General features: G+C 73.1%; 29 protein-coding genes. 13 read left to right on the plus strand and 16 right to left on the minus strand.

What is annotated here, in order from left to right; all coding sequences use genetic code 11:
- Positions 1–62 precede the first annotated feature (62 nt).
- The 5 genes from E4U91_RS16140 to E4U91_RS16160 all read right to left on the minus strand — a co-directional run bounded on the left by E4U91_RS16140 (position 63) and on the right by E4U91_RS16160 (position 7,076).
- Positions 63–2,246 carry a HelD family protein gene (locus E4U91_RS16140; RefSeq protein ID WP_137307516.1) on the minus strand — a complete coding sequence of 728 codons (2,184 nt, stop codon included), beginning with the start codon at positions 2,244–2,246 and terminating at the stop codon, positions 63–65.
- An 87-nt stretch (positions 2,247–2,333) separates the two neighbouring features.
- A complete protein-coding gene (locus E4U91_RS16145; protein ID WP_137310847.1) occupies positions 2,334–2,942 on the minus strand; it encodes a TetR family transcriptional regulator in 609 nt (202 codons plus the stop codon).
- Positions 2,943–2,998: 56 nt separating this feature from the next.
- The gene (locus E4U91_RS16150; RefSeq protein ID WP_137307517.1) at positions 2,999–5,182 is read right to left on the minus strand and encodes an aminoglycoside phosphotransferase family protein; all 2,184 of its coding nucleotides are present in this window, start codon (positions 5,180–5,182) and stop codon (positions 2,999–3,001) included.
- Between the two features lie 269 nt (positions 5,183–5,451).
- On the minus strand, positions 5,452–6,252 hold the full coding sequence (locus E4U91_RS16155; RefSeq protein WP_168218120.1) for an HAD family hydrolase: 801 nt from the start codon (positions 6,250–6,252) through the stop codon (positions 5,452–5,454).
- Entirely contained in the window at positions 6,201–7,076 is an 876-nt protein-coding gene (locus E4U91_RS16160) for a winged helix-turn-helix domain-containing protein (protein ID WP_137307519.1), read from the minus strand. Before E4U91_RS16160 ends, E4U91_RS16155 begins: the two co-directional genes overlap by 52 nt.
- Positions 7,077–7,270: 194 nt before the next feature.
- On the opposite strand from E4U91_RS16160, the gene E4U91_RS16165 reads away from it, so the two are divergent.
- Positions 7,271–7,453 carry a hypothetical protein gene (locus tag E4U91_RS16165; RefSeq protein WP_137307520.1) on the plus strand — a complete coding sequence of 61 codons (183 nt, stop codon included), beginning with the start codon at positions 7,271–7,273 and terminating at the stop codon, positions 7,451–7,453.
- Here E4U91_RS16165 and E4U91_RS16170 read toward each other — a convergent pair.
- The 3 genes from E4U91_RS16170 to E4U91_RS16180 form a co-directional block, all read right to left on the minus strand.
- Entirely contained in the window at positions 7,443–8,369 is a 927-nt protein-coding gene (locus tag E4U91_RS16170; RefSeq protein WP_168218121.1) for a GntR family transcriptional regulator, read from the minus strand. The genes E4U91_RS16165 and E4U91_RS16170 overlap by 11 nt on opposite strands.
- A gap of 383 nt (positions 8,370–8,752) precedes the next feature.
- Positions 8,753–10,027: a GNAT family N-acetyltransferase gene (locus E4U91_RS16175; protein WP_137307522.1), complete on the minus strand. Its 1,275-nt coding sequence runs from the start codon at positions 10,025–10,027 to the stop codon at positions 8,753–8,755.
- A gap of 116 nt (positions 10,028–10,143) precedes the next feature.
- Positions 10,144–10,869: an RsiG family protein gene (locus E4U91_RS16180; RefSeq protein ID WP_241678596.1), complete on the minus strand. Its 726-nt coding sequence runs from the start codon at positions 10,867–10,869 to the stop codon at positions 10,144–10,146.
- A gap of 159 nt (positions 10,870–11,028) precedes the next feature.
- On the opposite strand from E4U91_RS16180, the gene dtd reads away from it, so the two are divergent.
- Positions 11,029–11,454, plus strand: a complete 426-nt coding sequence (gene dtd, locus E4U91_RS16185) for a D-aminoacyl-tRNA deacylase (protein WP_137307523.1) — start codon at positions 11,029–11,031, stop codon at positions 11,452–11,454.
- A 49-nt stretch (positions 11,455–11,503) separates the two neighbouring features.
- Here dtd and ygfZ read toward each other — a convergent pair whose 3' ends face one another.
- The 6 genes from ygfZ to E4U91_RS16220 form a co-directional block, all read right to left on the minus strand.
- On the minus strand, positions 11,504–12,469 hold the full coding sequence (gene ygfZ, locus E4U91_RS16190; RefSeq protein WP_137307524.1) for a CAF17-like 4Fe-4S cluster assembly/insertion protein YgfZ: 966 nt from the start codon (positions 12,467–12,469) through the stop codon (positions 11,504–11,506).
- Between the two features lie 9 nt (positions 12,470–12,478).
- Positions 12,479–12,916 carry a Fur family transcriptional regulator gene (locus E4U91_RS16195; RefSeq protein ID WP_137302445.1) on the minus strand — a complete coding sequence of 146 codons (438 nt, stop codon included), beginning with the start codon at positions 12,914–12,916 and terminating at the stop codon, positions 12,479–12,481.
- A gap of 111 nt (positions 12,917–13,027) precedes the next feature.
- Complete coding sequence (locus E4U91_RS16200) at positions 13,028–13,603, minus strand: heme-binding beta-barrel domain-containing protein (protein ID WP_137307525.1); 576 nt, start codon at positions 13,601–13,603, stop codon at positions 13,028–13,030.
- A gap of 245 nt (positions 13,604–13,848) precedes the next feature.
- A complete protein-coding gene (locus tag E4U91_RS16210) occupies positions 13,849–14,745 on the minus strand; it encodes a hypothetical protein (protein ID WP_137307526.1) in 897 nt (298 codons plus the stop codon).
- Positions 14,742–15,557 (minus strand): hypothetical protein, encoded by an 816-nt coding sequence (locus E4U91_RS16215; protein ID WP_137307527.1) that lies wholly within the window; start codon positions 15,555–15,557, stop codon positions 14,742–14,744. The genes E4U91_RS16210 and E4U91_RS16215 overlap by 4 nt, the downstream gene beginning before the upstream one ends.
- Entirely contained in the window at positions 15,554–16,342 is a 789-nt protein-coding gene (locus E4U91_RS16220) for a hypothetical protein (protein ID WP_241678597.1), read from the minus strand. The genes E4U91_RS16215 and E4U91_RS16220 overlap by 4 nt, the downstream gene beginning before the upstream one ends.
- 101 nt (positions 16,343–16,443) lie before the next feature.
- On the opposite strand from E4U91_RS16220, the gene E4U91_RS16225 reads away from it, so the two are divergent.
- Positions 16,444–16,806, plus strand: coding sequence for a DsrE family protein (locus E4U91_RS16225; RefSeq protein WP_137307528.1), 363 nt, complete (start codon positions 16,444–16,446; stop codon positions 16,804–16,806).
- 61 nt (positions 16,807–16,867) lie between these two features.
- Here the strand turns inward: E4U91_RS16225 and E4U91_RS16230 are convergent, their stop codons facing one another.
- The gene (locus E4U91_RS16230; RefSeq protein ID WP_067234578.1) at positions 16,868–17,128 is read right to left on the minus strand and encodes a DUF3099 domain-containing protein; all 261 of its coding nucleotides are present in this window, start codon (positions 17,126–17,128) and stop codon (positions 16,868–16,870) included.
- Positions 17,129–17,207: 79 nt separating this feature from the next.
- Between E4U91_RS16230 and E4U91_RS16235 the strand changes: the two genes are divergently transcribed.
- From E4U91_RS16235 to E4U91_RS16260, 6 genes are all read left to right on the plus strand, one after another.
- On the plus strand, positions 17,208–17,462 hold the full coding sequence (locus E4U91_RS16235) for a MoaD/ThiS family protein (protein WP_137307529.1): 255 nt from the start codon (positions 17,208–17,210) through the stop codon (positions 17,460–17,462).
- A 10-nt stretch (positions 17,463–17,472) separates the two neighbouring features.
- Positions 17,473–18,765: a hypothetical protein gene (locus tag E4U91_RS16240; protein WP_137307530.1), complete on the plus strand. Its 1,293-nt coding sequence runs from the start codon at positions 17,473–17,475 to the stop codon at positions 18,763–18,765.
- Between the two features lie 115 nt (positions 18,766–18,880).
- Positions 18,881–19,603 carry an LmeA family phospholipid-binding protein gene (locus tag E4U91_RS16245; RefSeq protein ID WP_137307531.1) on the plus strand — a complete coding sequence of 241 codons (723 nt, stop codon included), beginning with the start codon at positions 18,881–18,883 and terminating at the stop codon, positions 19,601–19,603.
- A 235-nt stretch (positions 19,604–19,838) separates the two neighbouring features.
- The gene (locus E4U91_RS39920) at positions 19,839–19,919 is read left to right on the plus strand and encodes an Ms5788A family Cys-rich leader peptide (protein WP_350751515.1); all 81 of its coding nucleotides are present in this window, start codon (positions 19,839–19,841) and stop codon (positions 19,917–19,919) included.
- Positions 19,920–20,053: 134 nt separating this feature from the next.
- A complete protein-coding gene (locus E4U91_RS16255; protein WP_137307532.1) occupies positions 20,054–20,899 on the plus strand; it encodes a sulfurtransferase in 846 nt (281 codons plus the stop codon).
- A gap of 37 nt (positions 20,900–20,936) precedes the next feature.
- Positions 20,937–21,224: a DUF1416 domain-containing protein gene (locus E4U91_RS16260; RefSeq protein ID WP_067234592.1), complete on the plus strand. Its 288-nt coding sequence runs from the start codon at positions 20,937–20,939 to the stop codon at positions 21,222–21,224.
- A 95-nt stretch (positions 21,225–21,319) separates the two neighbouring features.
- Here the strand turns inward: E4U91_RS16260 and E4U91_RS16265 are convergent, their stop codons facing one another.
- Positions 21,320–22,174 (minus strand): alpha/beta hydrolase, encoded by an 855-nt coding sequence (locus tag E4U91_RS16265; protein WP_137307533.1) that lies wholly within the window; start codon positions 22,172–22,174, stop codon positions 21,320–21,322.
- Positions 22,175–22,343: 169 nt separating this feature from the next.
- Here E4U91_RS16265 and E4U91_RS16270 point away from each other — a divergent pair, with 169 nt between their 5' ends.
- From E4U91_RS16270 to E4U91_RS16285, 4 genes are all read left to right on the plus strand, one after another.
- Positions 22,344–23,132, plus strand: coding sequence for a winged helix-turn-helix transcriptional regulator (locus E4U91_RS16270; protein WP_137307534.1), 789 nt, complete (start codon positions 22,344–22,346; stop codon positions 23,130–23,132).
- Positions 23,133–23,228: 96 nt separating this feature from the next.
- On the plus strand, positions 23,229–24,251 hold the full coding sequence (locus E4U91_RS16275) for a LacI family DNA-binding transcriptional regulator (RefSeq protein ID WP_137307535.1): 1,023 nt from the start codon (positions 23,229–23,231) through the stop codon (positions 24,249–24,251).
- A 154-nt stretch (positions 24,252–24,405) separates the two neighbouring features.
- Positions 24,406–25,503, plus strand: a complete 1,098-nt coding sequence (locus tag E4U91_RS16280; protein WP_137307536.1) for a S1C family serine protease — start codon at positions 24,406–24,408, stop codon at positions 25,501–25,503.
- 31 nt (positions 25,504–25,534) lie between these two features.
- The gene (locus tag E4U91_RS16285; RefSeq protein ID WP_137307537.1) at positions 25,535–25,741 is read left to right on the plus strand and encodes a hypothetical protein; all 207 of its coding nucleotides are present in this window, start codon (positions 25,535–25,537) and stop codon (positions 25,739–25,741) included.
- Positions 25,742–25,747 lie beyond the last annotated feature (6 nt).

Below are 25,747 nucleotides of genomic sequence, written 5' to 3' on the forward strand. Positions count from 1 at the left end.
AGCCCCTCTTCGCCAGGAGTTCGTCGATGCGGGCGCGGTGGGTGGGCCGTCGGCGGGTGCCCTCAGGCCCGCGGGATCTCCGCCTGCTCCCACGGCAGTTCCCTCGTGTGCACCACGTCCAGTCGTGACACCGCGCGGGTGAGGACCACGTAGAGCAGGTGCAGGCCGCGGGGGTGGGTTTCCGCGATCGCCGTCGGTTCCACGGCGACGACGTGGTCGTACTCCAGGCCCTTCACCAGGCTCGCGGGGACCACCGTCACCCGGGCCGTCGTGGTCTCCGGGCCCGTCGTCGGGATGCCGGCCGCCGTGAGGGCGCGGCGGACCTCGTCCGTGTGGGCGTCCGCGGACACGACGCCGACGGAGCCCTCGCGGTCCAGGGCGTCGCGGACGGCGTCGGTGACCGCGGCGAGCAGGTCGCCGTCCGCGCGGCGCAGGCGCAGTTCACCGTCCGTGCGCAGCGACCGCGCGGGCGGTACGTCCACGTCGAGGTGCGGGAGCAGCCGGTTGGCGAGGTCGGCCACCGCGCCCGGCACCCGGAAGCCCGTGGTGAGGGGGACGACCGGCGCCCCGGGCCGCCCGAGGTGGGCCATCTGCACCGGCCAGGACCGCGCGGCCCACGGGGTCGTGCCCTGAGCCAGATCGCCGAGGACCGTGAGGGAGCCGAAGCGGACGCGGCGGGCGATGGAGCGGCACTCCATCGGGGAGAGGTCCTGCGCCTCGTCGACCACGACGTGGCCGTACCCCTCGGGGTGGTCGATCAGTCCGGCGACCTCGTCGAGCAGCACCTGGTCGGCGGCCGACCAGCGCGCGGACTTCCAGGAACGCGGGGGGCGCGGCGGGCGCAGCGCCCGTTGCTCGGCCGGGTCGAGCAGGCCGTCCGCCGCCCGGGCCAACGCCTCCGCGTCGACGAGGAGTTCGGCGACGACCTCCTCCGGCCGCACCTTCGGCCAGACGGCCTCCACGCAGGCGCTCACCACCCGTGCCCGTTCGACGCGCCGTACCCAGGAGGCGGGGCGCGGCCCGGCCCGGCCCTCGGCCTGGTCCTGGATCCGCCGCACGATCCGGGCCCGCACCCGCTCCCGCCCGATCGCGTACGGCGGCTCCTCGGCGCGCACCCCCGCGACGATCGCGGCGAGTTCGTCGCGCGTGATCCGCCACCGGTAGGAGTCCTCGGCGACGACGACGCCTCTCGCCCGGTCGGCGCTCACGCGCGCGTAGAGCGCCCGGCGCAGCACCTCCGCCATCCGGGCGTCGTGCTTGACGCCCGCGGCGAGGTCGCTGTCGGTACCGGTCACCGGGTGGCGGGCGATCTCGTCGTGCAGGGTCGACTGCCGTACGCCCGTCTCGCCGAGGGCGGGCAGGACCTCGGCGATGTAGGAGAGGAAGGCGCGGTGCGGGCCGAGGACGAGCAGGCCGCCGCGGTGGATGCGCTGGGGGTGGGTGTAGAGCAGGTAGGCGGCGCGGTGCAGGCCGACGGCGGTCTTGCCGGTGCCGGGGGCGCCCTGGACGCACACGGTCTCGCCGAGGCCGCCGCGCACGAGGTCGTCCTGCTCGGGCTGGATGGTGGCGGCGATGTCCCGCATGGGGCCGACGCGGGGGCGTTCGATCTCCTGGGCGAGCAGGACGCTCGGGCCGGTGGCCGGTCCGGGGGCAGGCGTGCCCTCCCCCGCGCGTGCGCCCAGGTGCTCGTCCTCGAACCCGGTGAGGTCGGCGGAGTCGCCCCGGCTGCCCGGCGCCCAGCCGAAGCGGCGGCGGACGAGCACGCCCTGCGGGTCGCCGGCGCTCGCCTGGTAGAAGGCGCGGGAGACGGGGGCGCGCCAGTCGACGACGAGCGGCGGGGCGGCCGGGTGCTCCCCGATGCGCAGGCGCCCGATGTGCAGCCCGCCCAGACCGGCTCCCGGGCCGTCGTCGCCGAAGTCCAGCCGGCCGAAGAACAGCGGGCCCTCGGGCAGTTCGCGCAGCGCCTTGGCGTGGCTGCGCAGCCGGTAACCGAGGACCTCGGCGTCGGCGCCGGAGGCGGAGACGTCCTCGCCGATCACGACCTGCTCCTGGGCGCCGGCGACCATGGCGGCGAGGGCGGTGCGGCAGCGGTCGTGGTGGGCGCGCTCGCGGTGGAGTTCGGGGCGGAGGTCGGGCTGCGGGACGTGCCCCGGGTGGCCGGGCCGCGGAGCGTGATCGACGTACCGGGTGGCCTCGTGAGGGGTGTCGTGCGAGGGGGTGGAGGCGGGGGCGGCGGAGTCGGTCATGCGTCGAGGGTACGGCACTTTCGTGACCGAGTAACTTTTTTTTCCGAGTCTCGCTCACCGTGGGCCCGCGGTGCCGCCCCCGCTCCCTCACGCGGTGGCGAACCGCCGCAACCCCTCCTCCAGCAGCCCGAAGGCCCGCTCCGCCGCCGCCACCGCGTCCGGCCGTACGGCGTCCACCGGCTCGCCCGCCGCGACGCGCCGGAAGTTCTCCTCGGCGAGGATCCGCTGCGCCGCGACCACCTGCCCGGCGGCGAGCCGGGACTCCAGGTCGCCGCCGAGGGCCTCGGCCAGGGCGGCCTCCGAGCGTTCGAGATGGCGGTACATGCGGGCGACCAGGGACGGGGTGCCGTAGACCAGGGAGTGGAAGGCCACGACCTGCGGGTGGTCGTTGAGGCCGGTGATGGGGTCGCCGGCGGCGAGCCGTTCGAGGAAGTGGCGGCGCAGGGCGTGCAGGGGCGGCACGTCCGGCGCGGCCTCGACGACCCGCGCCGCCTCCCGCTCGTGATCGGCGATCCGGTGCAGGACGAGGTCCTCCTTGGCCGGGAAGTACCGGAACAGCGTCGGCTTGGAGATCTCCGCCGCGGCGGCCACCTCGGCGACGGACACGGCGTCGAAACCGCGCTCCAGGAAGAGCCGGATGGCCGTCTCCGACACGGACTCGTACATCCGCTGCTTCTTGCGCTCCCGCAGGCCCATGGTGCGCGTTCCGTCATCGGTCACGGGGGTGAGCCTACGCAGCACGGGCCCGGCAGCTACGCGAAGGCGACCGCGAGATGGGGGTTCGCCGTCCGCGGCACGGGCAGGCCCAGGCAGGCGGTGGCAGCGGCGAGGGTCTGGGCGTACGAGTCCACCGCGCGCCGGACGTTCGGGGCGTCCATGCCGGACCCGGTGACCAGGCGGTCGAGGTCGATGTAGGCCGAGCGGACGAGTTCGAACCAGCGGTAGACGCGCTGGTCCCGGCGCCAGTCGTGGGTGCATTCGGACGGCAGCCGACTCTCCCAGCGGCGGAACATGCGGTCCATGATCTCCCGCCGGGTGGGGGTGAGGTGCATGTGTCTCACCAGGTCGTACAGGGGGTCGCCGACGATCGCCATCTCCCAGTCGATGATGGTGACGCCGAGACGGTCGTCCCGGCAGACCAGGTTCCAGGGGTTGAGGTCGCCGTGCAGCAGGCTGGGACGGCGCTGGGCGACCACGTGGCGGGACAGCAGTTCGCGCAGCCGGTCGTGGTCGGGGAGCCCGAGGGTGCGGGCCAGCTGGCCCGACTCCTCGGGCAGCGTGCGCACCAGGTCGACGAGCTGTTCCAGGAGCCAGGGGTAGAAGCCGCCCTCGCCGGCGGCCGGGTCGAGGCACGTGTAGTCCACCCGGGTCAGGGCGCAGAGCTGGTCCACGAGCCCGTCCGCCTCGTGCGGGCGAAGGCCGTTCACCGGGTGCCGGGGCGGCTGGTCGACGCGCGGGCTGCCGACGTACGTGTGGATGGCGAACAGGTCGTTGCCGTAGCTCCTGCCCAGCGCGAGGACCCGGGGCGCCGCGACCTCCGCGCCGGACTCGTGGATGGCCCTCAGCACGGCGTGCTCACTCAGGTAACTGGGCTCCCTGCGTGAGAGGTTGGGCAGCTTCCGGCGCACGACGACCGGCTGGTGACCGCCGGGCAGTCGGACGACGGTGTTCAGGTGGGCCGTGCCCTTGAACACCCGGCCGGCCGGCGCGGCACCCTCGGCCAGGAGGGCTTCCCGCACGGCCCGCGCGGGAAAGCCCGGATCCTCCGGGACGCGCGCGTCGGGCCGCCAGCCGAGGGCGTTGCGGATCCAGTCGCCCTGCCTGCCCTCGCCCTGGGAGGCCAGCCAGCGGATGAGTGCCCGCTCGATCTCGTTCCGGGCGGGGACACTCCTCAGGCGCAGCGGTCCGGCCGCCGTCTCGAGCGCGCGGTGGACCTCCGCCGTCGCCTCGTCCAGGCGCTTGCCGGTACCGGACTCGACGAGGGATGACGCGGCCCGCATGACGTCCGGGTACACGGACTGCGCCCACTCGAAGTCCAGGTAGTGCGGCAGGTCCCGGGCCAGTCCGTTGACGGCCGCGGGGCGGGTCCTCTGCATGGCCGTCAGCCATGCGTGGATCACCTCGTCCCACTGGTCGGCCGGGTAGCGCATGCGCACCAGGTGCGTCGCCAGGTCGTGGAGCGGGTCGCCGAAGGTGGCCAGCTCCCAGTCGACGCAGACGAGCGGAGGCTCACCGTCGTAGGAGAAGATGACGTTGTCGCGGTGCAGGTCCGTGTGGAGCAGGCTGTAGGGCCTGCGGGCGAGGGCGGGGACGCGGTCGGCCAGCCGCAGGAGGGCGTCGTCGGGGATGCCGAGGGCTGCGAACAGCCCGCCGAACACGGGCCAGTTGGCCTCTCTGATCTGCCGGTCGGCGAGACGGGCCAGGGTGCGGAGGAAGGCCTGGCTGTCGTTGTGGTTGCCCGGCCACTCGGGCGGCAGCGGCGGCAGCACCGCCCGGCGCACCTGGGTCATCCGCGCCAGCTGCTCGGCCAGCGCCTGGACGAGCAGTGTGTCGACGGGCTTGCCGTATCCGTTGACGCTGGACAGGGGCACGCCCTCCACATGGCTGTGGAGGGCGAACTCCGGCGTCGTCACCAGGCACTCGGGGGCGGGCAGGACAGTGCCGACGGCCCTGAGGACGGCTGCCTCGTCGTGCCAGGTCCTGATGACCACGGGGAGCACGTCAGGGCGGCGGATCCGCACGTTCACCCGGGTCCCGGGCGGTCGGCCCAGCAGCCGGGCCACGTCCCCGGTGAGCGGACGCACGTGGTTCAGATGGTGGTGGCCGCAGGTCGCCGCGGTCTCCCGCGCGGCCCTGGCGAACGCCCGCAGGGCGGTCTTCGGTCGACCGACGGCCCGCTCCCCCTGGGTGCGACGGGGAACAAGGGGCTCGACCACTGGCCGCTCCGTGACTCGCATGGTGCTGAATGGGTAGGACGAACGGTAGACGCGCTGCCCCGCGTCAGCGACCCGAGCGGCGGCGGGGTGGGCGCAGCGGTCGGTTCGTCCACTCTTCCGCACCAGGCCGCGTTGGGGTGGATGCTAGCGCAGGCTCCGGGCCGTCCCGGCCGGATTCCTCCGGATCGACTCGAACCAGGAGCACCGGAGGGCCGGGGCGAGCCACACCGGGCCGTGGGTGCGGCCGCCGCTCTCGTGGCGCTCATGGTTCAGGCGTGACCGCGCACCAGTCGCAGCACCGACTCCAGTGACCCCACGACGGCCGTCGCCCCCGCCGCCCGCAGCAGCTTCTCCTTGCGCTCGTTGCGGGCATAGCCGAGGAACGGCACGCCGGCGTGCCGGGCGGCCGCGAGGTCCGACGGGGTGTCCCCGATCATCAGGGCGGCGGAGGGTGCCGAACCCAGCGCGTTCAGGGCGCGGTTGAGGGTGTAGGGGTGGGGCTTGAGGTGGTGGAGGTCGCGGGTCCGGCCGTAGACGTGCGGCACGAAGCAGCCGGTCAGGCCACGCCCCGCGAGGTACTTGGCCACCACCCGGGGCGAGTTGTTGGTGGTGACCGCCAGCCGGGAGCCGACCGCGGACCACGTGCGGATCAGCGGGTCGGCCCAGGCCGTGGGCATCGCGGACGACGCCGCCTTCAGCTCCTCCTCGGTGAGGCGCTCCTCCAGCTCGGCCACCAGGTCGCTGCCGGGCCGCCTGCGGTCCACGGCGCGCAGCACCACGTGCGGGTCGAGGGACTCGCGCTCGGCGTCCGTGAGCAGGTCGCGCAGGCCCCGGCCCTCGAGCCACTCCACCAGGCCCTCGGCCACCCGCTCCGCCGAGTGGCCGGCGAAGAGCCGGCAGACCGGCCCGTCGAAGTCCCAGAGCACGGCCCGCGCCCGGCCGATCAGTTCCCGTACGTCCGCCATCTCGTTCTCGGTGTCCGATGCCACCGGTTCAGTCTGCTTCGTATCAGGAGTCACTAGGAGAGTGTCAGGTCGGACGTGATGGTTTCCCAGAGGGCGTCGAACCACTTCTGGGACTGGATCACGAAGGCGGCGTCCCGCGGGCCCGCCGAGCGCTCGAAGGAGAACAGCAGCGACTCGGTGCCGAGGACGTCGTACATGTCCAGCGTGCCGGCGTCCGTCGGCTCCTCGCGCCGCGTGACCGTGTAGTACGCCATCAGCGCCTCCTCGCCGTTGAGCAGGTACAGCTTGACCGGCGGGGTGAACGGCAGGGCCCGGAACGCGACGTCGATGTCGACGCCGTGGGTGCGCAGGGTCCGCAGGTTGTGGCGCAGGACCTGGCCCTGGGCGTTGCGCATGCTCAGCCAGCGCTGGTGGACCGGGTCGTCGCCGTCGGCCGCGTCGACCGCGACGGGGAAGGCCAGGGCGATGTCGCGGGACGGCAGCAGGATGCGGACGGTGATCCGCTCCGGGCGCACACTGCCGGCGTGGATCAGGCGGAGCGGCTCGCTGAGGGCGAGCATCAGGCTCTCGGCCGTGAGGCAGACCGCGTCGACCCGTACGTGCGGGGCGGAGAACGCCTCGGTCAGCCGGGGGGCGAGCGCGACCATCGTGGGCTGCGGCTCCTCGACGACCGGGGACGGCTCCGCGATCCGCGGCGGGCTCCCCTTGCTGACGTTGGTCAGCAGGCCGTCCTCCTGGAGGGCGCGCAGGGCCTGGCGGACGGTGCCCCGTTCCACGCCGAACTCCTCCGCGAGTTCGGCCTGGGTGGGCAGCCGGTCACCCGCCCTGAGCTCGCCGACGCGGATGCGTTCGCGCAGGACGTCGGCGATCTCCTGGGGCGTGAGCCGCTTGCTCCCGTTCACTGCCACGTTCTCCTGGGTCACAACCAAACGCTACAACTCAGATCCATCTACGGGGAGTTGCCGGAAAGCTGTTTGAGAGTTGGTGCCAAGTGGGGACAACCTTAGTGAAGTTGGTTGCCAACTCAGTGGAGTTGGCGGAAGGTTTGCCTCCCCTCCACCGGGGACGCGGGCCTTCGCGTTCCCGCCTCCGCACGACCGGACCCTCCGAAGGGAGGAAGACCGTGCCTGCCTACGCCCTCCTCTCCGCGCTCCTCGAACAGGCCGTGCAGTGGAAGTACGGCACCGCCGGCGCCGCCGGGCTGCTCCTGCTGACCGTCGGTCTGCGGGCCAGGATCCCCGCCGCCGTCTCCCTCGGTGCCGTGATCCTCGCGGTGCTGGTCACCGGGCCGGCGGTCAGTTCGTGAGCACCAGCGGCGAACTGATCGTCCCCCACAGCGCGTCGAACCACAGGCGGGACTGCTCCACGAACGTCGTGTCCCGCGCCCCGGCACCCTGCTCGAAGGCGAACAGCATCGAGCGGGTGCCCTCGGCGTCGTACATCTGGAACTGCTCCTGGTCGATGAGCTGCTCGCGCCGCTCCAGCGTGTAGTACGCGAACAGCGCCTCCGTGCCGTTGAGGAGGTACAGCTTCACCGGCGGGGTGAAGGGCAGTGCGCGGAAAGTGACGTCCACGTCGATGCGGTGCGTGCTGCGCAGCGCCAGCAGGTTGTGCCGCAGCACCTGCACCTGCGCGTTGCGGTGGGTGAGCCAGTGGCGACGCAGCCGGGCGGCGGCCGAGGCGTCGGTCACCGGCGCCGGGAACGCCAGGTCGATGTCCCGCGACGGCAGCAGCACCCGCACGTCGATCTTGGCCGGATCCAGTCGGCCCGCGTGAATCTGCCGCAGGGGTTCGCCGATGGCAAGTGTGAGCGAGACGGAGGTCAGGCAGAGCGCGTCGATCCGCACGTGCTCCGCCGCGAACGCCTCCGCGATCCGCGGCGCCAGCGCCACCATCGTCGGCTGCGGCGGCGCCGTCGGCCCGGCCGGGATGCGGCTCAGCCCCAGGTCGGGGGCCACGGTGGCCGGTGCGCCCTTGGAGACGTTGGTGAGCAGGTGCTCCGCCTGGAGGATGCGCAGGGCCTGCCGTACGGCACCGCGTTCCACTCCGAACTCATCGGCCAGCTTGGCCTGGGTGGGCATGCGCTGACCCGGCCGCAGCACCCCGGACCTGATCCGGGCGCGCAGCTCGTCGGCCACCTCGCGGTGTGATGTCCGTGGCCGTTGTTGCCCTTTCCGCCCACTGGCGGAGGCGTGCTCCGGCTCCACGTCCGAACAGTACAACTTCTCGCCATCTTCCGGCAGTTCACGAAGAGATGGTTATGAGACGCTTCCCGACGGACATAAGTACAGTGAAGTTGGCTGCCAACTTCCCCAACATGGTCACGCTTCCTGGTGGTTGGTCGGGCTCCCTTCCGGAGGGGAGCCGGGAGTCCGGCACACGGCTACCACGATCGGCACGGCCGCCACGAGCGCACAGCCACAACCGCACAGCGAGCACAACCGGCACAGCCACAACCCAAGACCGGGCACAGCCACAACCGAACACCGAGCACGACCCGCACAGCCACAACTGAATGCCGGTGCCCGACACCGGTACCGCACCGCCACAACCGAACAGCTACGGATACCGCACCACCACCGTCGCCGTCCGGGAGGAACCGCCCTCAGAAGATGTCCGGGCACCACGGTCGCCTGGGCGTACGCAGCAGGGCGTCGGCCTTCCGGGCGGCGCCCGCTCGTTCCTCCCGCACCCGGCCCGCCGCCGCGAGCCGCACCGCCGACTCGCCGCCCAGCCACAGCGACGCCAGGTCCGCCACGTCCAGCGTGAGGTCGGCACTGCGCGAGCTCGGCACGCAGGAGCCCCCCTCGCGCGACGCCGTCAGCAGGTGACGGCCCCCGGTCAGCCCCGCGTGGTCCGCCACCTCCAGCACCAGCTCGCCCTCCCCCTCGTACGTGCGCGCCTCCAGGGCCCGTACGACGTCCAGGAGCCGCACCCACATCCAGTCCGCCCGCATCGTGATCCGGGCGGCGCGCGGGTCCGGCAGGAACAGCGGGAGCAGGTCGTCGGGCGCGCGGTCGCCGGAGGTGACCGTCGTGACCCAGTCGATCGAGCACAGGTAATGCCACAGCGCCCGCTCGGCGGCCGGGGTGCTCCCCAGCAGCCAGAGCACCGACGCCGTGTTCAGCGGCTGCTTGGCGTCGCCCCACCGGTCGTCCGTGCGGTACGCCACCATGCCCTCGACCTCGCCGGCCGGTGAGCGGTACGCGGCGAAGAACGGCTCGGTCCACTCCGGCCGGGTCCGCAGCACCCCGGTGGCCACCTGCCACCAGCGCTCGGGACGGTCGATCGCGCCGGGCAGCGCGCGGCGCACCCGGTCGTACAGCTCGGGGCCCAGCTTGCGGACCTCCGCGCCGTCGACGAGGTCGATGCGGCCGCCGTCGTCGGGCACCGGGCGACGCCGGTCGAGGCCGGTGCGCGGCACGTCGACGCTCCACTGGGCGGCCCAGGTGGCGGGTCCGAAGCCGAAGCGGCCGTAGATCGCGTACTCGGCGGCGATCAGCGTGGCGACGACGTCCCCGCGCTCCTTCGCCGCGGCCAGGTCCTGGCTCATCATCCGGGTCAGCAGGCCCCGGCGGCGGTGGGTGGCGTGCACGGAGACGTTGGTGATCGCGTCGGCGGCGACGACCGTGCCGCCGACGGCCGTCAGCTCCTGCGGGAACGAGCGGAACGTCGCCACGCAGCGGCCCGCGTCGAACGCCCCCAGGGTCCGCCCGGGGTCGATCCCCGCCGCCCGGTCGGCCAGCTCCCGCTCCGAGATGCCGGGACTGCGCAGGAAGCCGAGGTCCAGGGCCCGGATCCAGGCCGGTGTCTCGGCCTCGGTGATCGGACGGACGTCGAGGGCGTCGGCACGGTCGGCGGACTCGGCAGGGCTGGTCATGGGACCACGGTAGGGAACCGGCCCGGTGGTGTCGCCCGGTTTTCCGCGCGCCGGGCCCGCGCGCCGACGCGCCCCCGCGCCGCCCGTCCGGGGCCACGCCGGCAGGTCCGTCCGGGCTACGCCAGCAGGTCGTCCACCTGGGCCTCGCCCTCCCGGTAGCGGCGGGTGACCTCCGCGCCGCAGTCGTCGGCCGTCAGCTGGAGGAGCTGGCGGCGGCGGGAGACCTGCTGCTCGTAGCGGACGAGGCGGGCCATCGCGTCGCGCAGCTCGGTGTCGGTGCGCGCGCCGAGGTCGGACAGCTCGACCTCGTCGAGCATCTCGGCGGCCAGCCGCCGGTACTCCTCGCTGTGCGGGACGCCGACCGTGACGTGCCGGGCGGAGGAGCGCTGCCGGGCCGGGGCGTCGGTCAGGATCTCCGGCAGCCGGTCCACCACGTCCGCGTCCCCAGGCGGCGTGGGACCGCGCCGGGACAGCTCGGCGCGCAGGATGTCGATCCGGCCCTGCAGGAGCCGCCGCAGGTAGCTGAGGTCGGCCTCGTCGCGCTGGGCGTCCCGGCGCAGGGTGCGCAGCTGCGGCAGGCTCAGCCGGGACAGGTCGTGGCCGGGCGCCGGGTCGGCCACCTCGCAGACGCCGGGCACGACGCGGACGCCGGCCACCTCGCGGGCGCCGGGCGCCGGGAACGCCGCTGCCGCGCCGGGTGTCTCGCACGCCGCTGCCGCGACGGGCGTCCCGCACGCCTCCTCCGGGCCGGGCGGGTGCGTCGGCAGCCGCGGACTGTCGGTGCGTTGCACGGGCGTGCGCTGGGTGGCCGTGCCCGACCACCCGGTACTCGGTGTGCTCATGTGCCTCTACCGTCCCCTCGACCGGCGTGTGGGAAGCATCGTGCCACCCCAAGTGGCCGCTATGTGACCGAGTGCCCCCGAACGGCCCCAGATGGGGCCTTACGGATCAAAAAGAAGGCCCGGTACGGGGGTTGCCGGGCACAGGGCATGATGGGCCGCATGCGAGCGGTGGTACAGCGGGTCGACGGCGCGAGCGTCGTCGTGGACGGCGAGACGGTGGGCGCGATCGAGGGCGAGGGACTGTGCGTCCTCGTCGGGGTCACGCACGAGGACACCGAGGAGAAGGCCGCCCAGCTGGCCCGCAAGCTGTGGTCGGTGCGCATGCTGCACGACGAGAAGTCGTGCAGCGACGTCGACGCACCCCTGCTCGTCATCAGCCAGTTCACGCTCTACGGCGACGCCCGCAAGGGCCGCCGCCCCACCTGGAACGCGGCCGCCCCCGGCGACGTCGCCGAACCCCTCGTCGACGAGGTGGTCGCCCAGCTGCGCGCGCTGGGCGCGACGGTGGCGACGGGCCGCTTCGGGGCGCGGATGCGGGTGTCGCTGACGAACGACGGCCCGTTCACCGTCCTGCTGGACATGTAGCCCGCGCGCCCGGCCCCGGTACGGAGGCGGCCGGCGCGCGGGACGCGTCCTACGGCTCGACGACGGTCTCCTGCGCCGCGGCCGTGTCGCCGGCGACCAGGTGGGCGTCCGGGGGGACGTTGCGCTTGACGAGGGCCAGGGCCACCGGGCCCAGCTCGTAGTGGCGCACCGACGACGTCACGAAGCCGACCTTGCGGCCGTCGGGGTCCTCGTCGGCGACGCGGATCTCGGTGCCCGGCGCCGGCAGGTGCACCTCGCTGCCGTCCAGGTGCAGGAAGACCAGCCGGCGGGGCGGCTTGCCGAGGTTCTGCACCCGGGCGACGGTCTCCTGGCCGCGGTAGCAGCCCTTCTGCAGGTGCACGGCGCTGCCGATCCAGCCCAGCTCGTGCGGGATGGTCCGGTGGTCGGTCTCGAAGCCGAGGCGCGGCCGGTGCTGCTCCACGCGCAGCGCCTCGTACGCCAGGATCCCGGCCGGGGAGCCGACCTCGGCCGCGTACGCCTCCAGGTCGGCGCGCGGCAGGAACAGGTCACGGCCGTACGGCGTCTCGCGGACCACGACGCCCTCGGGGACCGGGGCGATGGAGCCGGCCGGCAGGTGCACGACCGCGGTGTCCGCGGTGCGGTCGGCGACCTCGACCCGGTAGAAGAACTTCATCGACTCCAGGTACGCGAGCAGCGCGTCCCGGGTGCCGGGCTCGACGTGGGCCCACACGGTGGTGCCGTCGTCGACGAGGTACAGGGCGTGTTCGATGTGGCCGTGGGCGGAGAGGATCAGCGCCTCGGTGGCTACGCCGGCGGGCAGGTCGCTGACGTGCTGGGTGAGCAGCAGGTGCAGCCAGCTCAGCCGGTCCTCGCCGGAGACGGTGACGACGCCTCGGTGCGAGAGGTCGACGAAACCGGTGCCGTCGGCGAGGGCACGCTGTTCACGGAACAGGTCGCCGTAGTGCGCGGCGACACCTTCGTCCACGCCCTCGGCGGGGACGGCGCCGGGCAGGGACAGCAGGGGGCTCTTCATGCCTCAAGACTACGACCCGGTACTTGAACCCTTGAGCGAGCAGTCCCGGCAACGGCCGAAGATCGCGAAGTGCTTCATGTCGGTGTCGAAGCCGAACTGCTCGCGCAGCTTCGCGGTGAAGTCCGCCGCCACGTCCACGTCCGCCTCGATGACGTTCTGGCAGTCCCGGCAGACGAGGTGGATGTGGTGGTGGCGGTCGGCCAGGTGGTAGGTCGGCGCCCCGTGGCCCAGGTGGGCGTGGCTGACCAGCCCGAGCTCCTCCAGGAGCTCCAGGGTCCGGTACACCGTGGAGATGTTGACCCCCGAGGCCGTCTTCCTCACCTCGCCGAGGATGGCGTCGGGGGTCGCGTGCTCCAGGGTGTCCACGGCTTCGAGCACGAGTTGCCGCTGCGGGGTCAGCCGGTAACCGCGCTCCCGCAGATCGCTCTTCCAGTCGGTGCTCACCACACGGGCCAGTCTAGGCGGTGTCGTGCGGATCACTCCGGGACGGCGGGACGGGGGGCCGCCGACGGGCGGCGGCCCGGCGTCCCGGCCGGCCGGCGAACTGCTGGGAGCGGACTACTTGAAGAAGGCGATGCCGTCGTCCGGGAGGTCGCCCGGCAGGGCCTTCGCCCAGCGCTCGACGTCCTCCGGGGAGACGACCTTCTTCAGCTGGGCCGACATGTACGGGCGCAGCGCGACGTCGGGGGTCTGCTTCTCGCCCACCCACATCAGGTCGCTCTTGACGTAGCCGTACAGCCGCTTGCCGCCGCTGTAGGGCGGGGAGCCGGCGGTGCGGGCGACGGCGTCCGTGGCCAGGTCGATCTGGGGCTTCTTGTCGGCGAGGACGCCGTACCAGATCTCGACGACGCCGTCGTCACGGGTCATCGTCACCTCGACCCGGCGCTGGTCGTCGATCCGCCAGAAGCCGTGCTCGGACTCCAGCGGGCGCACCTTGTTGCCGTCCTCGTCCAGCACCCAGCTGTAGGAGTGGTACTCCAGGAAGTCCCGGCCGTCGTGCGTGAAGCTGACCTCCTGGCCGAAGTTGCACTTCTCGGCGCCGGGGAAGTCGTGCACGCCCGCGCCGGCCCAGTTGCCGAGCAGGAAGACGAGCGGGACCAGGTTCTTGTGGAGGTCGGACGGAATCTCGATCATGAGAGGCGGTTCCTGGATAGGGGTCAGCGCTGGCCCTGGTACAGCTTCTTCACGGTCAGACCGGCGAAGGCGAGGACGCCGACGCAGACCAGGACCAGCAGAATTTCGAAGAAGAGTTCCACGGGATGCTCCTTGGGCGAGGATCGGAGGGTCCCCCGTCGGGGGAGTACACAGAGCCGGGCCCCAGCTTACGCGGCCGGGACCCGGGGCTCCGTGCGAGGGACGCCCTTGCGGGCCACCGCCGGTCAGGCCAGCAGTTCGGACTGCAGGGTCACGGTCTGCTGGAACGGCACGGCCGCGGCGGTGCCCTTGCGGGACTGCACGACCAGCCCGATCACGTCACCCGCCTGGACGTACGCCTGCCGCACCTGCTCGGGGCCGTACGGCTCGGCCTCGTCGTAGGCGTAGCGCGTGACCTGGGCGGGCACCGCCGAGGCCGGGTAGTCGTCCTCGTTCGCCGTCTCGGCGGCGCCGTCGAGGGCGTACACCGGGCTGTCGTACTGGACGAGGGCCCCGAACAGCTCGTCGACGACCGCCGCCGTGCCGAACTGCATCAGGTAGATCCGGGTCCGGGTGCCGTCGGCGGTGGTCCAGCCGCGGGCGGCGACGTGCCGCAGCCCGTGGTCGGTCAGCAGCTGCCCGACCTCCTCCTGGTCCGCCTCCGCCGCGTACAGGGCCAGCAGGTCCTTCGTCGGCAGCCAGCCGTCGGCGCCGCGCAGCGCCTCGTCGTCCCTCGCGCCCTCGGGGGCGGGCAGCAGCAGGGCGCGCAGGTCCGCGTAGTGGGCGTTGACCGGGTTGCCGGAGTCGAACGGCCCGGGGCTGCCCGACGGCAGCGGCGGCCGCTCGATCTCCGGGTACGCCCAGCGCCCGTCCGACGCGGTCGCCAGACCGGGCAGGTCGGTCCGGTCCGCCCGCGTGATGCCGTACGCCGAGCCGACGCCGAGGGCCGCGAACACCGTGACGGCGGCGGTCCAGCGCAGGGCGGCGCGCAGGACGCGGCGGTCCTTGCGGGGCGCGGCAGCCGGCGGCACGTCGGGGGCGGGTGCGGTAAAGGGATCGGGCGCGGGGGCGGGCGGCGGCTCGGGGGCGCGCTGCCCGGCGGGCTCCACCGGGGCGTCCGTCGTCTGCGGTTGCTCGGTCATACGGCCTGTCCCGGGTTGTCGATGCGGTCGAGCTGGGCGGTGAAGAACGTGGCGACGTCGGCGGCGGACAGCGGGCGGGGACCACTGGCATAGGCGCTGACCAGCACGTCGCCGACGTACCCGGAGCAGATCGCGCCCTCGAGCCCGTTCTTCTCCGCCTTCGGGGTCAGGAAGCACCGCGCGTCCTTGTGCCCCTTGATCGCCGGCGCCTTGCGGAAGACGTCCGTGGCGTCGAGGAGCCCGGCGTACAGGGTCGACAGATTGCGGACGGCGGTGCGGTTCGCCATGCGCTCCAGCGTGACGCTGACCGTGAAGGTGTCCCCGCCGCTGGCCGCGTAGCCGAAGTTGACGTTGTAGCTGCGCATCGCCATGCCCTGGATGCGCTGCTTGTCGACCTGCTGCTGGAGCCGGCGGCGGGTGGTGCCGGGCAGGTCCCGCAGCGACTCCTTCTGGAGCGCGGCGGCGCGGGCGCCGGTGAGCTCCGCGTCGTTGCCGAACCCGCCGACGTCGGGGCCCGGGGAGTACCCGTCCTCGCCGAACGGCAGGAACAGCGCCTTCAGGCCCGTCTGCTCACCGGCGCCGTCCGTCTTCCGGTCCTCGGCGTCGGCGGGCAGCTTCCACGTCGGCCGGCCGGGGTCACGGTCGGCGCCCTGCACGGCGACGACCGTGTACCCGGCGCCGCCGAGCACCGCGGCGGCGAGCAGCGCGCCACCGGCGACGGCGGCGATGCGGGCGGGCCGTGGACGCCGGGCGGGCGGGGCGGCGGGCTCGGGTTCCGTGGTGGGGGCGGACTCCGGGACGGTCTCGGTCACAGCTTGCCCACCTGCCGTTGTGCCAGGTCCATGATCTTCGCCTTGGGGATCGGCCTGCTGTCGTTCACGTAGATCTCCATGTAGACGTCCCCGCGCCAGGCGTGGGCCTCGGCCGAGTACAGCGGGAGGTAGCCGGCCTCGCGTTTCGCCTGGTCGTGCACGTAGACCATGCCGTTGTCCTCGCCGGTGCCGGGGAGGGGCCAGCTGCGGGTGCCCTCCCGCTCCTCGGCCCAGTGCTTGCCGTTGTCGGCCCATTCCGACGCACCCAGGGTGGTCCTCTGCCGGAACTGGACCAGGTTGATCTCGACGCTGTACGTCTCGCCCACCCGCCACGAGGCGGTGGCCGCGCGGCGGAAGCTGTCGCTGGTGAGGTTGACGAAGGCGACGGACGGGTTCTTGTACTCGTCGGCGTAGTCGGCAAGGTCCATCCACCCCTCGCGGCCCCGCGAGGACGAGGTGTCCTTGGCCCCCCTGGGCCGGTCGACCAGCAGCTTGCGCAGGTCCCCGTCGGTCGCCACCTGGTGGTCCTGGGCCGCCGACAGCGGTGCGACCTCGCCCTCGGCCTGCCCCACCACGGGCTGCGAGAGCGGCGGGAGCGGGGTCGGGTCGCGGTCGGCCTGGACGAGGTAGCCGACGCAGGTGCCGGCCAGCGTGCCGAGGACGGCGGCCGCGGCGATCAGGAGCGCGGTGCGGCCACGGGGGCGGCTCGGCCGGCCGACCGGGCTCTCCGGACTTTCGGGTCTGTCTGGCCTTTCCGAACTTTCTGAATTTTCTGGCTCTTCCACCACGTCCCCCCTCAAAGAGAAAGCGCATGCCGTCGCGGCGTGCGCACAGGAGACTCGTGGTCCCCACAAGTAGTTGCGGAGGAGTTGATTACGATTCCGTCATGGCGAAGAAGCTGGTGATCAAGGTGACGGCGGGGGCCGACGCACCCGAGCGGTGCTCGCAGGCGTTCACGGTGGCGGCCGTGGCGGTCGCCAGCGGCGTCGAGGTGTCCCTGTGGCTGACCGGCGAGTCGGCGTGGTTCGCGCTGCCGGGCCGGGCCGCGGAGTTCGAGCTGCCGCACGCGGCGCCGCTCCCCGAGCTCATCGAGGCGATCCTCGCGGGCGGCCGCCTCACCCTGTGCACCCAGTGCGCGGCCCGCCGGGACATCACGGAGAAGGACGTCATCGAGGGCGTGCGCATCGCGGGCGCCCAGGTCTTCGTCCAGGAGTCCCTGGCGGACGACACCCAGGCACTCGTGTACTGACGCGCGCTCGGGTGCTGACGCGCGCTCGGGTGCTGACGCGGCGCAGGACCCCGGCCCGCGCCTACCGCGGGCGCTTGCGGCCGTCCAGTTCGTCCCACCACTCGTCGGACTTGGGGTCGCCGGACGGGTCGTCCCACCAGCGGTCCTCGGGTCCGCGGCGGTTGGCGACCATCGCGGCGAGGGGCGGGATCACCATGGCCACGACGCACATGCCGACGGCCGCGGGGACCGACCAGATGCGCACGACGCCCCAGGCCAGGACGAAGAGGGCCAGGCAGGTCCCCATCATGGCGAAGTACACGTGCCGTCGCCTTGCGTACATGGGTCCAGGGTAGGCCGCGCGGGCCCAGTAGCCTGAGCGGTGTTCACAGCCGATTCCGCATGACCGACAGAGGGACGAGATGGCAGAGGTCACGGTGCGCTACTGGGCCGCCGCCAAGGCCGCCGCGGGCGTCGCGGAGGAGCCGTACGACGCGGTCACCCTCGCCGAGGCACTCGCCGCCGTGCGCGCGCGACACCCCGGTGAGCTGACGCGCGTCCTGCTGCGCTGCTCGTTCCTGGTCGACGGCGACCCCGTGGGGACCCGCGCGCATGAGACGGTACGGCTGGCCGAGGGCGGCACGGTCGAGGTGCTTCCGCCGTTCGCAGGAGGGTGACGAGACACCGATGACCGATCAGCCGTACCAGCCGTACCAGCAGCACCCGCCGTACCCGGAGGGGCAGGACGGGCAGGAGCCCCACGGGTCCCCGCAGCCGGCCGCCTGGCCGGGGCAGCAGCCGTACCCGCAGGAGCCGGGGTACGGGCGGTACGAGGAGCAGCCGTACGACGACCAGCAGTACACCCAGCAGTGGCAGGGCCAGACCTGGGAGACCAGCACGCAGCCGCCGGTGACGGCGGCCGGCCCGGCCGAGGCGTCCTACCTGCCCCCCACCCCGGCGGCGGACGACTGGCAGCAGGCCCCGCAGGCCCCGTACGCCCCGTCGGCGTACGGGCAGCCCGTACAGCAGTACCCCGACGCCCAGTCCCCCGCGCCCGCCTACGCCTACCCCGCGCAGCACGCCGCCCCGCAGCACACCGCCCAGCCGTACGACGCGGCGCTCCCCCCGGCCGAGCCGGTCGCCGCCGCTCCCGCCGCCCCGCAGGCGGCGGCCTCCGGCCAGGCACCCGAGTACGGTCCCGCCACGCTCGCCGGGAACGCCCGGGTCACCGACGCCCAGCGGGCCCGCCTGGAGGGCCGTTCGCCGGTGATAGAGCCCGGGATGCAGCCGGCCGCGCTCACCGCGCTGCTCGGGCTGCTCCTGTCGGGCACGGCGGCGCTCGGGACGTACGCGCTGCTAGTGCCGCTGGTCGTGCTGCAGGCGGTGACGGCGGCCGGCTGGTTCCGGCTGAACGGCATGTGGCCCGCCCGGCAGGGCATCGCGCTGGCGTTCCTCGGCGCGCTGGTCTCCGACGCCGCCCTGCTGGTGGCCGGCCGCGACAACGGGCCCGCCGCGATCCTCGGCACGCTCGGCGTGTGGGTCCTGCTCTGCCTGGTGCTGCAGCTGCGCTCGCACGCCGACCCCGACGAGCGGATGTACGGCCTGATGGCGACGGTCGCCTCCTCGGCCCTGGCGATCCTGGCGACCGGCTGGCTCGCCGCCGAGCCGGACGCGGTGACGGTCGGCGCGGCCGCGGTGGCCGTCGCCCTGGTGGCCCGGGCGCTGCCGCTGCCCACGCCGGCGTCCGTGGTGGTGGCGCTGCTCGCCGCCGCGGGCGCGGGCATCGCGGTCGGCGGGCTGACCGACGTGGGCGCGCGGGGCGCGCTGCTCGGCGCGGGCGCCGCGGTGTGCGCGCTGATCGGCCACCGGGTCGCGAGCTACGACTACCCGTCCCGCTTCGTGCACTTCACGGCCGGCGTGGCCCTGCCCCTCGCGGCGGCGGCCCCGGCGGTGTACCTGCTGGGACGGGCCCTGGTGTGACGGCGGCCCTCTGTCACAGCTGATCGACAAATCACCGGCCGGTCTTGCCCTCAGGGTTACCGTGAGTGGTCACTGACCGTCAGGCCGGCCGTCCCGGGTGGGGGAAACAACTGCAATGCGTGCGCTGCGAATACTGCTGATCGTCGTCGTGGTCCTGGGCGGCCTGTTCGTACTGGCGGACCGGCTGGCCGTCCACTTCGCCGAGGGCGAGGCCGCCGACAAGCTGAGGACCAGCGAGAACCTGGCCTCCACCCCGGACGTGTCCATCAAGGGCTTCCCCTTCCTCACCCAGGTGGCCGGCGGCTCGCTGGACGACGTCGAGGTCGGCATCAAGAGCTACCAGGCGGACACCGGCAACGGCGGGGAGCCGATCCGCATCGACGACCTCAAGGCGTCGATGAAGGGCGTGAGGTTCACCTCCGGCTTCGGCTCCGCCACCGCGTCGACGGCCCGCGGCACCGCGTCGATCACCTACGACCAGCTGCTGAAGGCGGCCAAGTCGCAGCCCACCGACCTCGGCTTCGGCCTCACCGCGCGCGTGGTGAGCCTGGCCGACGGCGGCAACGGCAAGATCAAGGTGGGGGTCAGCGCGGCGGGTCTGCCGACGGTGTTCGTGCTGAGCTCCATGTCCGTCGAGGGCGACACCGTGCGGGTGCACGCCGACTCGCTGCCGAGCATCGGCGGGGTCAGGATCGGCGAGAACCAGGTCCGCTCGGTCACCGACTTCGAGCAGAAGATCGACGACCTGCCGGGCGGCATCCGCCTGGACACGGTGGTGCCCGCGAAGAACGGCGTCGAGATCACGGTGAAGGGTTCCGGCGTCCGCCTGGCCGGGTAGGCAGCACCTGGCCGGAACATGTCGCACGGGTGGCGCCGTTGCGGGCCCCACGGACGCCGACGTCCGACTGGCGAGACGGTGCCGTCCGTACCGCAGCCGCCAGGGCCCGCGCGGCGCTCCGCCGCACCCGCGGACGGCCCTCGAACGAGTATCCCATCCCGCCATTCGGACGATCGTGTCTCGCCATATGACACGGCGGTGACACACGTCCCGATCCGTCCCTACGATCGGGACCATGAAGCGACAGGCGGACCTCACGAAGCGGCGGGCAGTAGACCTGTGCCGCGTCGCCGCCATGCTCTGTCGCCCCTTCTGAGCGGACCCCGACCCGAGAGCCGGGCACCCGCGTTCCCCGCCGCCCTGCCCAGGGCGTTCGTGCGCCCCGCCCCTGTGCCCGCGCACGTCCCCCACCTGCACACCCCCGCCGCACTGCCCCGGAGGAGAACGAGCATGAGCCGCAGCGACGTCCTGGTCGACGCCGACTGGCTCCAGGAGCACCTGGACGACCCGACCATCGCCATCGTCGAGGTGGACGAGGACACGTCCGCCTACGAGAAGAACCACATCAAGAACGCGATCCGCATCGACTGGACCAAGGACCTCCAGGACCCGGTCCGCCGTGACTTCGTCGACCAGGAGGGCTTCGAGAAGCTCCTGTCGGAGAAGGGCATCGCCAACGACACCACGGTGGTCCTCTACGGCGGCAACAACAACTGGTTCGCGTCCTACGCCTACTGGTACTTCAAGCTCTACGGCCACGAGAGCGTCAAGCTCCTCGACGGCGGCCGCAAGAAGTGGGAGCTGGACGCCCGCGAGCTGGTCCCGGGCGACGAGGTCCCCGAGCGCCCGAAGACCGAGTACAAGGCCAAGCCGCAGGACGCCTCGATCCGCGCCTTCCGCGACGACGTGGTCCAGGCCATCGGCGCGCAGAACCTGGTCGACGTGCGTTCGCCCGACGAGTTCTCGGGCAAGCTGCTCGCCCCGGCCCACCTGCCGCAGGAGCAGTCCCAGCGTCCCGGCCACGTGCCGTCCGCGAAGAACATCCCGTGGTCGAAGAACGCCAACGACGACGGCACGTTCAAGTCGGACGAGGAGCTCAAGGAGCTCTACACCCAGGAGGACGTGGACCTCGCCAAGGACACGATCGCCTACTGCCGCATCGGTGAGCGCTCGGCCCTGACCTGGTTCGTGCTGCACGAGCTGCTGGGCGTGGAGAACGTCAAGAACTACGACGGCTCCTGGACCGAGTACGGCTCCCTGGTGGGCGTGCCGATCGAGCTCGGCACCGGCAAGTAACCCCACCGACCGCATCCGACCCCTTCAGGAGTACGACATGTGTGGAGCGAAGGCCGGCGGGCCGGACGCCTCGACGATCAAGCCCGGTGAGACCACCATCCAGGGCCAGGTGACCAAGGACGGCGAGCCGGTGCAGGGCTACGTGCGCCTGCTCGACTCGACCGGCGAGTTCACCGCGGAGGTCCCGACCTCCGCCACCGGACAGTTCCGCTTCTACGCGGCCGAGGGGACCTGGACCGTCCGCGCCCTCGTGCCCGGCGCCAGCGCCGACCGCACGGTGGTCGCCCAGCACGGCGGCCTCGCGGAGGTCGCGATCGCGGTCTGAGCCGGACCGCACCGCACGCAAGGGCCGCACCCCGCGGGTTGGACACCTGGGGTGCGGCCCTTCCGCGTGCCCGCGGCCGCCCGGCAGTGCCCCCGTCAGCCGCTCTCCCGCAGCCGGGCCGCCGTCCACTCGGCGATCCGGGTCAGCAGGGGGTCCGCGGCGGCGTGCTCGGCGTGGCCCATGCCGGGTTCGAGCCACAGCTCGGCGTGACCGGCGGCGGCCTCGGCGAGCATCCGCGGGTGGTCGACGGGGAAGTAGCCGTCCTGGTCGCCGTGGACGACGAGCAGCGGGGTGGGGGCGATCCTCGGCACCGCCTCCACCGGGGACAGCGGCACCGGGTCCCAGTCGCGGTGGTGGATGCGGGTGCGGAAGCCGTAGCGGCCGACCAGGCGGCCCGCCGGCCGGGTCACCAGCCAGTGCAGCCGCCGCATCGGGGCCGTGCCCCGGTAGTACCAGCGGGCGGGGGCGCTGACCGAGACGACGGCGTCCGTGCCCTCGGCGTCCCGGTGCAGGGCCGCGTGCCGCAGCACCACCGAGCCGCCCATCGAGAAGCCGACCGTCGCCACGCGCGTGTGCCCGAGCGAGCGCGCCCAGCCGACCGCGGCCGCCAGGTCCAGCACCTCGCGGTCGCCGACCGTGGAGCGCCCGCCGGAGGCCCCGTGGCCGCGGAAGGAGAAGGTGACGACGGCGCCGTACCGCGCTAGGACGCGCACCACCCGGCGAACATGAGGACGGTCCACGTCGCCGGTGAAGCCGTGCGCCACGACGAACACCGGATGATCGGCGGGCGACGGTGACGTGTCGTATACAACGGGTCCCGGATCGTATACGGAATCGATCGATGTCCCGTCTACCGTGTACAGGAACGTCCGCAATGGTGCGGTTCCACTCGTCTCGCCATCCGGACGAACGAGGGAACGTGCCGCACGACCTGCCGAACCGTTGCTCATGTCCGCTATTGTGCTGGGAAGAGGACTCGGGCAGTGAAGCCCCCGGGTCCTTTCGTGCTTTCGGAAGCGTTGTATACGAGTGGGCGAACCGCTGGTGTACGGGCCCCGGGATCGCAGAGCAGTGCCGCACCGCCCACGTCCTCGCAGGGACCGAGGAGGAACCAGACGTATGAGTTCTCTGCTGCTCCTGACCAATGCCCTCCAGCCGTCGACGGAGGTGCTGCCCGCCCTCGGACTGCTGCTGCACACCGTGCGCGTCGCCCCGGCCGAGGGCCCCGCCCTCGTCGACACCCCGGGCGCCGACGTCATCCTCATCGACGGCCGCCGCGACCTCCCCCAGGTGCGCAGCCTCTGCCAGCTGCTGCGCTCCACCGGGCCCGGCTGTCCGCTCGTCCTCGTCGTCACCGAGGGCGGCCTGGCCGCCGTCACCGCCGACTGGGGCATCGACGACGTGCTCCTGGACACCGCAGGACCGGCCGAGGTGGAGGCCCGGCTGCGGCTCGCCATGGGCCGGCAGCAGATCGTCAACGACGACTCCCCCATGGAGATCCGCAACGGCGACCTGTCGGTGGACGAGGCGACCTACTCCGCCAAGCTCAAGGGCCGGGTCCTGGACCTGACCTTCAAGGAGTTCGAGCTCCTGAAGTACCTCGCCCAGCACCCCGGCCGCGTCTTCACGCGCGCCCAGCTGCTGCAGGAGGTCTGGGGCTACGACTACTTCGGCGGCACCCGCACGGTCGACGTCCACGTACGGCGGCTGCGTGCCAAGCTCGGCCCCGAGCACGAGTCGCTGATCGGCACCGTCCGGAACGTCGGTTATCGATTCGTTACTCCCGAGAAGGGCGACCGCTCCGCGGACGAGGCGAAGGCCCCGAAGGCCACGGCGGACCGGCCAAAGCCGGGCGATGCGGACAACGCGGCCAGGATCGGTGCCGAAGAGGTCGCGGCGGACGTGTAGGCCCCCTGCCACCTGGGCATTGCCACCGCACGGACGGCCCTGGGCAAGCCCCGGGACGCCCTGCCCAGGGCGGGTCTCTCCGCGTAGACTCCGCGCGTGGCCAAGGTGACTCGGGACGACGTGGCGCGGCTGGCGGGGACTTCGACCGCCGTCGTGAGCTACGTCATCAACAACGGACCCCGGCCGGTCGCCCCGGCCACGCGCGAGCGTGTCCTCGCCGCCATCAAGGAGCTGGGGTACCGGCCCGACCGGGTCGCCCAGGCCATGGCGTCCCGGCGCACCGACCTCATAGGCCTGATCGTCCCGGACGCCCGCCAGCCGTTCTTCGCGGAGATGGCGCACGCGGTCGAGCAGGCCGCCTCCGAGCGCGGGAAGATGGTGCTCGTCGGCAACTCCGACTACATCGGCGAGCGCGAGGTCCACTACCTGCGGGCGTTCCTCGGGATGCGCGTCTCGGGCCTGATCCTCGTCTCCCACGCGCTGAACGACTCCGCCGCCGCCGAGATCGACGCGTGGGACGCGCGCGTGGTGCTGCTGCACGAGCGGCCCGAGGCCATCGACGACGTGGCCGTGGTCCTCGACGACGTCAACGGCGCCCAGATGGCCGTCCGGCACCTGCTGGAGCACGGCTACGACTACGTCGCCTGCATGGGCGGCACCGCCCAGACGCCGGCCGTGGGCGACCCCGTCTCCGACCACGTCGAGGGCTGGAAGCGGGCCATGGAGGAGGCCGGTCTGCCCACCGAGGGCCGGGTCTTCGAGGCCCCGTACAACCGCTACGACGCCTACCGCGTGGCGCTCGACATCCTCTCCGGGCCCCGACGCCCGCCCGCGGTGTTCTGCTCCACCGACGACCAGGCCATCGGCCTGCTGCGGGCCGCCCGCGAGCTGCGCATCGACGTGCCCGGCGAGCTGGGCGTGGCCGGCTTCGACGACATCAAGGAGGCGGCGCTCGCTGACCCGCCGCTGACGACGGTCGCCTCGGACCGCTCGGCGATGGCCCGCGCGGCGGTCGACCTGGTCCTGGACGACGGGCTGCGGGTCGCGGGCTCGCGGCGGGAGCGGCTGAAGGTGTTCCCGTCGCGACTGGTGGTACGGCGGTCCTGCGGCTGCGCGTGAGGCCGCGCGCGAGGCCCCGGCGGCCTTCCTGAGAGGTTCCTGAACGCCCCGCCCGAGCGTGCTGCAACGCCCTTATACCGGGCGAACGAGCTTCTGCCGGGCTTCTCAGGGAGCACTCAGGGAGCTCTCATGGTCGGGCGGCAAGCTCGGGGACATGACCGAGAGCTTCCGCCGCGAAGGCGAGTACGACAGCGCGTACCCCCACCCTCACCAGGGCGCCCAGCAGCACGCCTCCACCCCCGCCACCCCCTCGCCGGTCGACCCCGAGTGGCCGCCCCCGCCGGCGTACCGGCCCCTCACGGCGCAGGGCGCCGGGGACGGCGACGGCGGCGGCACCGCTCTCCTCACCCCCGTCGCGGCCGAGCCGGCCCCCCGCGCCCGCAGGCAGCGCACCCGCGGCCCGCTCGGGCTGCTGGCCGCCGTCGCGATCGTGGCCGCGGCCATCGGCGGCGGCACCGCCTACGGCATCCAGGAGCTGACCGGCAAGAACGAGGTCGTCTCCTCCTCGACCACCACCAGCGTGGTGCCGACCGCCAAGACCGGCAGTGTCGCCGCGATCGCCGCGGCCGTCAGCCCCAGCGTCGTCGAGGTCCAGGCGACGTCGAACTCCGGCCAGTCCACCGGTTCCGGTGTGATCATCACCAGCGGCGGCGAGATCGTCACCAACAACCACGTCGTCGCCGGCGCCTCCTCGGTCAAGGTGAGGACCAGCACCGGCAAGACCTACACCGCGCAGGTCGTCGGCACCGACAGCAAGAAGGACCTCGCGCTGATCAAGGTGCAGGGCGGCTCCGGGCTGAAGGCGGCCACGCTCGGCAACTCCGCCGGCGTGCGGGTCGGCGACACCGTCGTCGCGATCGGCTCCCCCGAGGGCCTGAGCGGCACCGTCACCAGCGGCATCGTCTCCGCCCTCGACCGGGACGTCACCGTCTCCACCGACGAGGGCCAGCAGCAACAGCAGCAGGGCGGCGGCTGGCCGTTCGAGTTCGGCGGCCGGCAGTTCAACGGCGACACCGGCTCCTCCACGACGACCTACAAGGCGATCCAGACCGACGCCTCGCTCAACCCCGGCAACTCCGGGGGCGCGCTGATCGACGCCGGCGGCAACATCATCGGCATCAACTCCGCCATGTACTCGGCCAATTCGTCGTCCTCCTCGGACGCCGGCAGCATCGGCCTGGGCTTCGCCATCCCGATCAACACCGTGAAGTCCGACCTGGCCACGCTGCGGGCCGGCGGCGCGGACGACTAGCGGACGACCGGCGGACAACCAGGAGCACGTCATGATCCAGCAGGTAGTCCACGCGGCGACGGGCGCCGGTGCCGCCGACCTCGCCCTGGCACTGGGGGTGGCGCACACGCTGCACGCCCCGGTGACCCGGGCGCCGGAGGTGGCCGGCGCCGCCGCGGCCCCCGCACCGGCGGCCGCCCGACGCACCGCTCCCCCGTCCCGCGGCGCCCGCCGCCGCCCGGCCCGCCGGGCCGCCTGACCGGCC

The organism is Streptomyces lasalocidi (assembly GCF_005280215.1).
GTDB classification, from domain to species: Bacteria; Actinomycetota; Actinomycetes; order Streptomycetales; family Streptomycetaceae; genus Streptomyces; species Streptomyces longwoodensis.

Coding starts and splice junctions, on each gene's coding strand:
- E4U91_RS16140 (WP_137307516.1), bottom strand. CDS start 2,246: ATGACCGACTCCGCCGCCCCCGCCTCCACCCCCTCGCACGACACCCCT.
- E4U91_RS16145 (WP_137310847.1), bottom strand. CDS start 2,942: ATGGGCCTGCGGGAGCGCAAGAAGCAGCGGATGTACGAGTCCGTGTCG.
- E4U91_RS16175 (WP_137307522.1), bottom strand. CDS start 10,027: ATGACCAGCCCTGCCGAGTCCGCCGACCGTGCCGACGCCCTCGACGTC.
- E4U91_RS16180 (WP_241678596.1), bottom strand. CDS start 10,869: ATGAGCACACCGAGTACCGGGTGGTCGGGCACGGCCACCCAGCGCACG.
- dtd (WP_137307523.1), top strand. CDS start 11,029: ATGCGAGCGGTGGTACAGCGGGTCGACGGCGCGAGCGTCGTCGTGGAC.
- ygfZ (WP_137307524.1), bottom strand. CDS start 12,469: ATGAAGAGCCCCCTGCTGTCCCTGCCCGGCGCCGTCCCCGCCGAGGGC.
- E4U91_RS16200 (WP_137307525.1), bottom strand. CDS start 13,603: ATGATCGAGATTCCGTCCGACCTCCACAAGAACCTGGTCCCGCTCGTC.
- E4U91_RS16210 (WP_137307526.1), bottom strand. CDS start 14,745: ATGACCGAGCAACCGCAGACGACGGACGCCCCGGTGGAGCCCGCCGGG.
- E4U91_RS16225 (WP_137307528.1), top strand. CDS start 16,444: ATGGCGAAGAAGCTGGTGATCAAGGTGACGGCGGGGGCCGACGCACCC.
- E4U91_RS16230 (WP_067234578.1), bottom strand. CDS start 17,128: ATGTACGCAAGGCGACGGCACGTGTACTTCGCCATGATGGGGACCTGC.
- E4U91_RS16235 (WP_137307529.1), top strand. CDS start 17,208: ATGGCAGAGGTCACGGTGCGCTACTGGGCCGCCGCCAAGGCCGCCGCG.
- E4U91_RS16240 (WP_137307530.1), top strand. CDS start 17,473: ATGACCGATCAGCCGTACCAGCCGTACCAGCAGCACCCGCCGTACCCG.
- E4U91_RS16245 (WP_137307531.1), top strand. CDS start 18,881: ATGCGTGCGCTGCGAATACTGCTGATCGTCGTCGTGGTCCTGGGCGGC.
- E4U91_RS39920 (WP_350751515.1), top strand. CDS start 19,839: ATGAAGCGACAGGCGGACCTCACGAAGCGGCGGGCAGTAGACCTGTGC.
- E4U91_RS16255 (WP_137307532.1), top strand. CDS start 20,054: ATGAGCCGCAGCGACGTCCTGGTCGACGCCGACTGGCTCCAGGAGCAC.
- E4U91_RS16260 (WP_067234592.1), top strand. CDS start 20,937: ATGTGTGGAGCGAAGGCCGGCGGGCCGGACGCCTCGACGATCAAGCCC.
- E4U91_RS16265 (WP_137307533.1), bottom strand. CDS start 22,174: ATGAGCAACGGTTCGGCAGGTCGTGCGGCACGTTCCCTCGTTCGTCCG.
- E4U91_RS16270 (WP_137307534.1), top strand. CDS start 22,344: ATGAGTTCTCTGCTGCTCCTGACCAATGCCCTCCAGCCGTCGACGGAG.
- E4U91_RS16280 (WP_137307536.1), top strand. CDS start 24,406: ATGACCGAGAGCTTCCGCCGCGAAGGCGAGTACGACAGCGCGTACCCC.
- E4U91_RS16285 (WP_137307537.1), top strand. CDS start 25,535: ATGATCCAGCAGGTAGTCCACGCGGCGACGGGCGCCGGTGCCGCCGAC.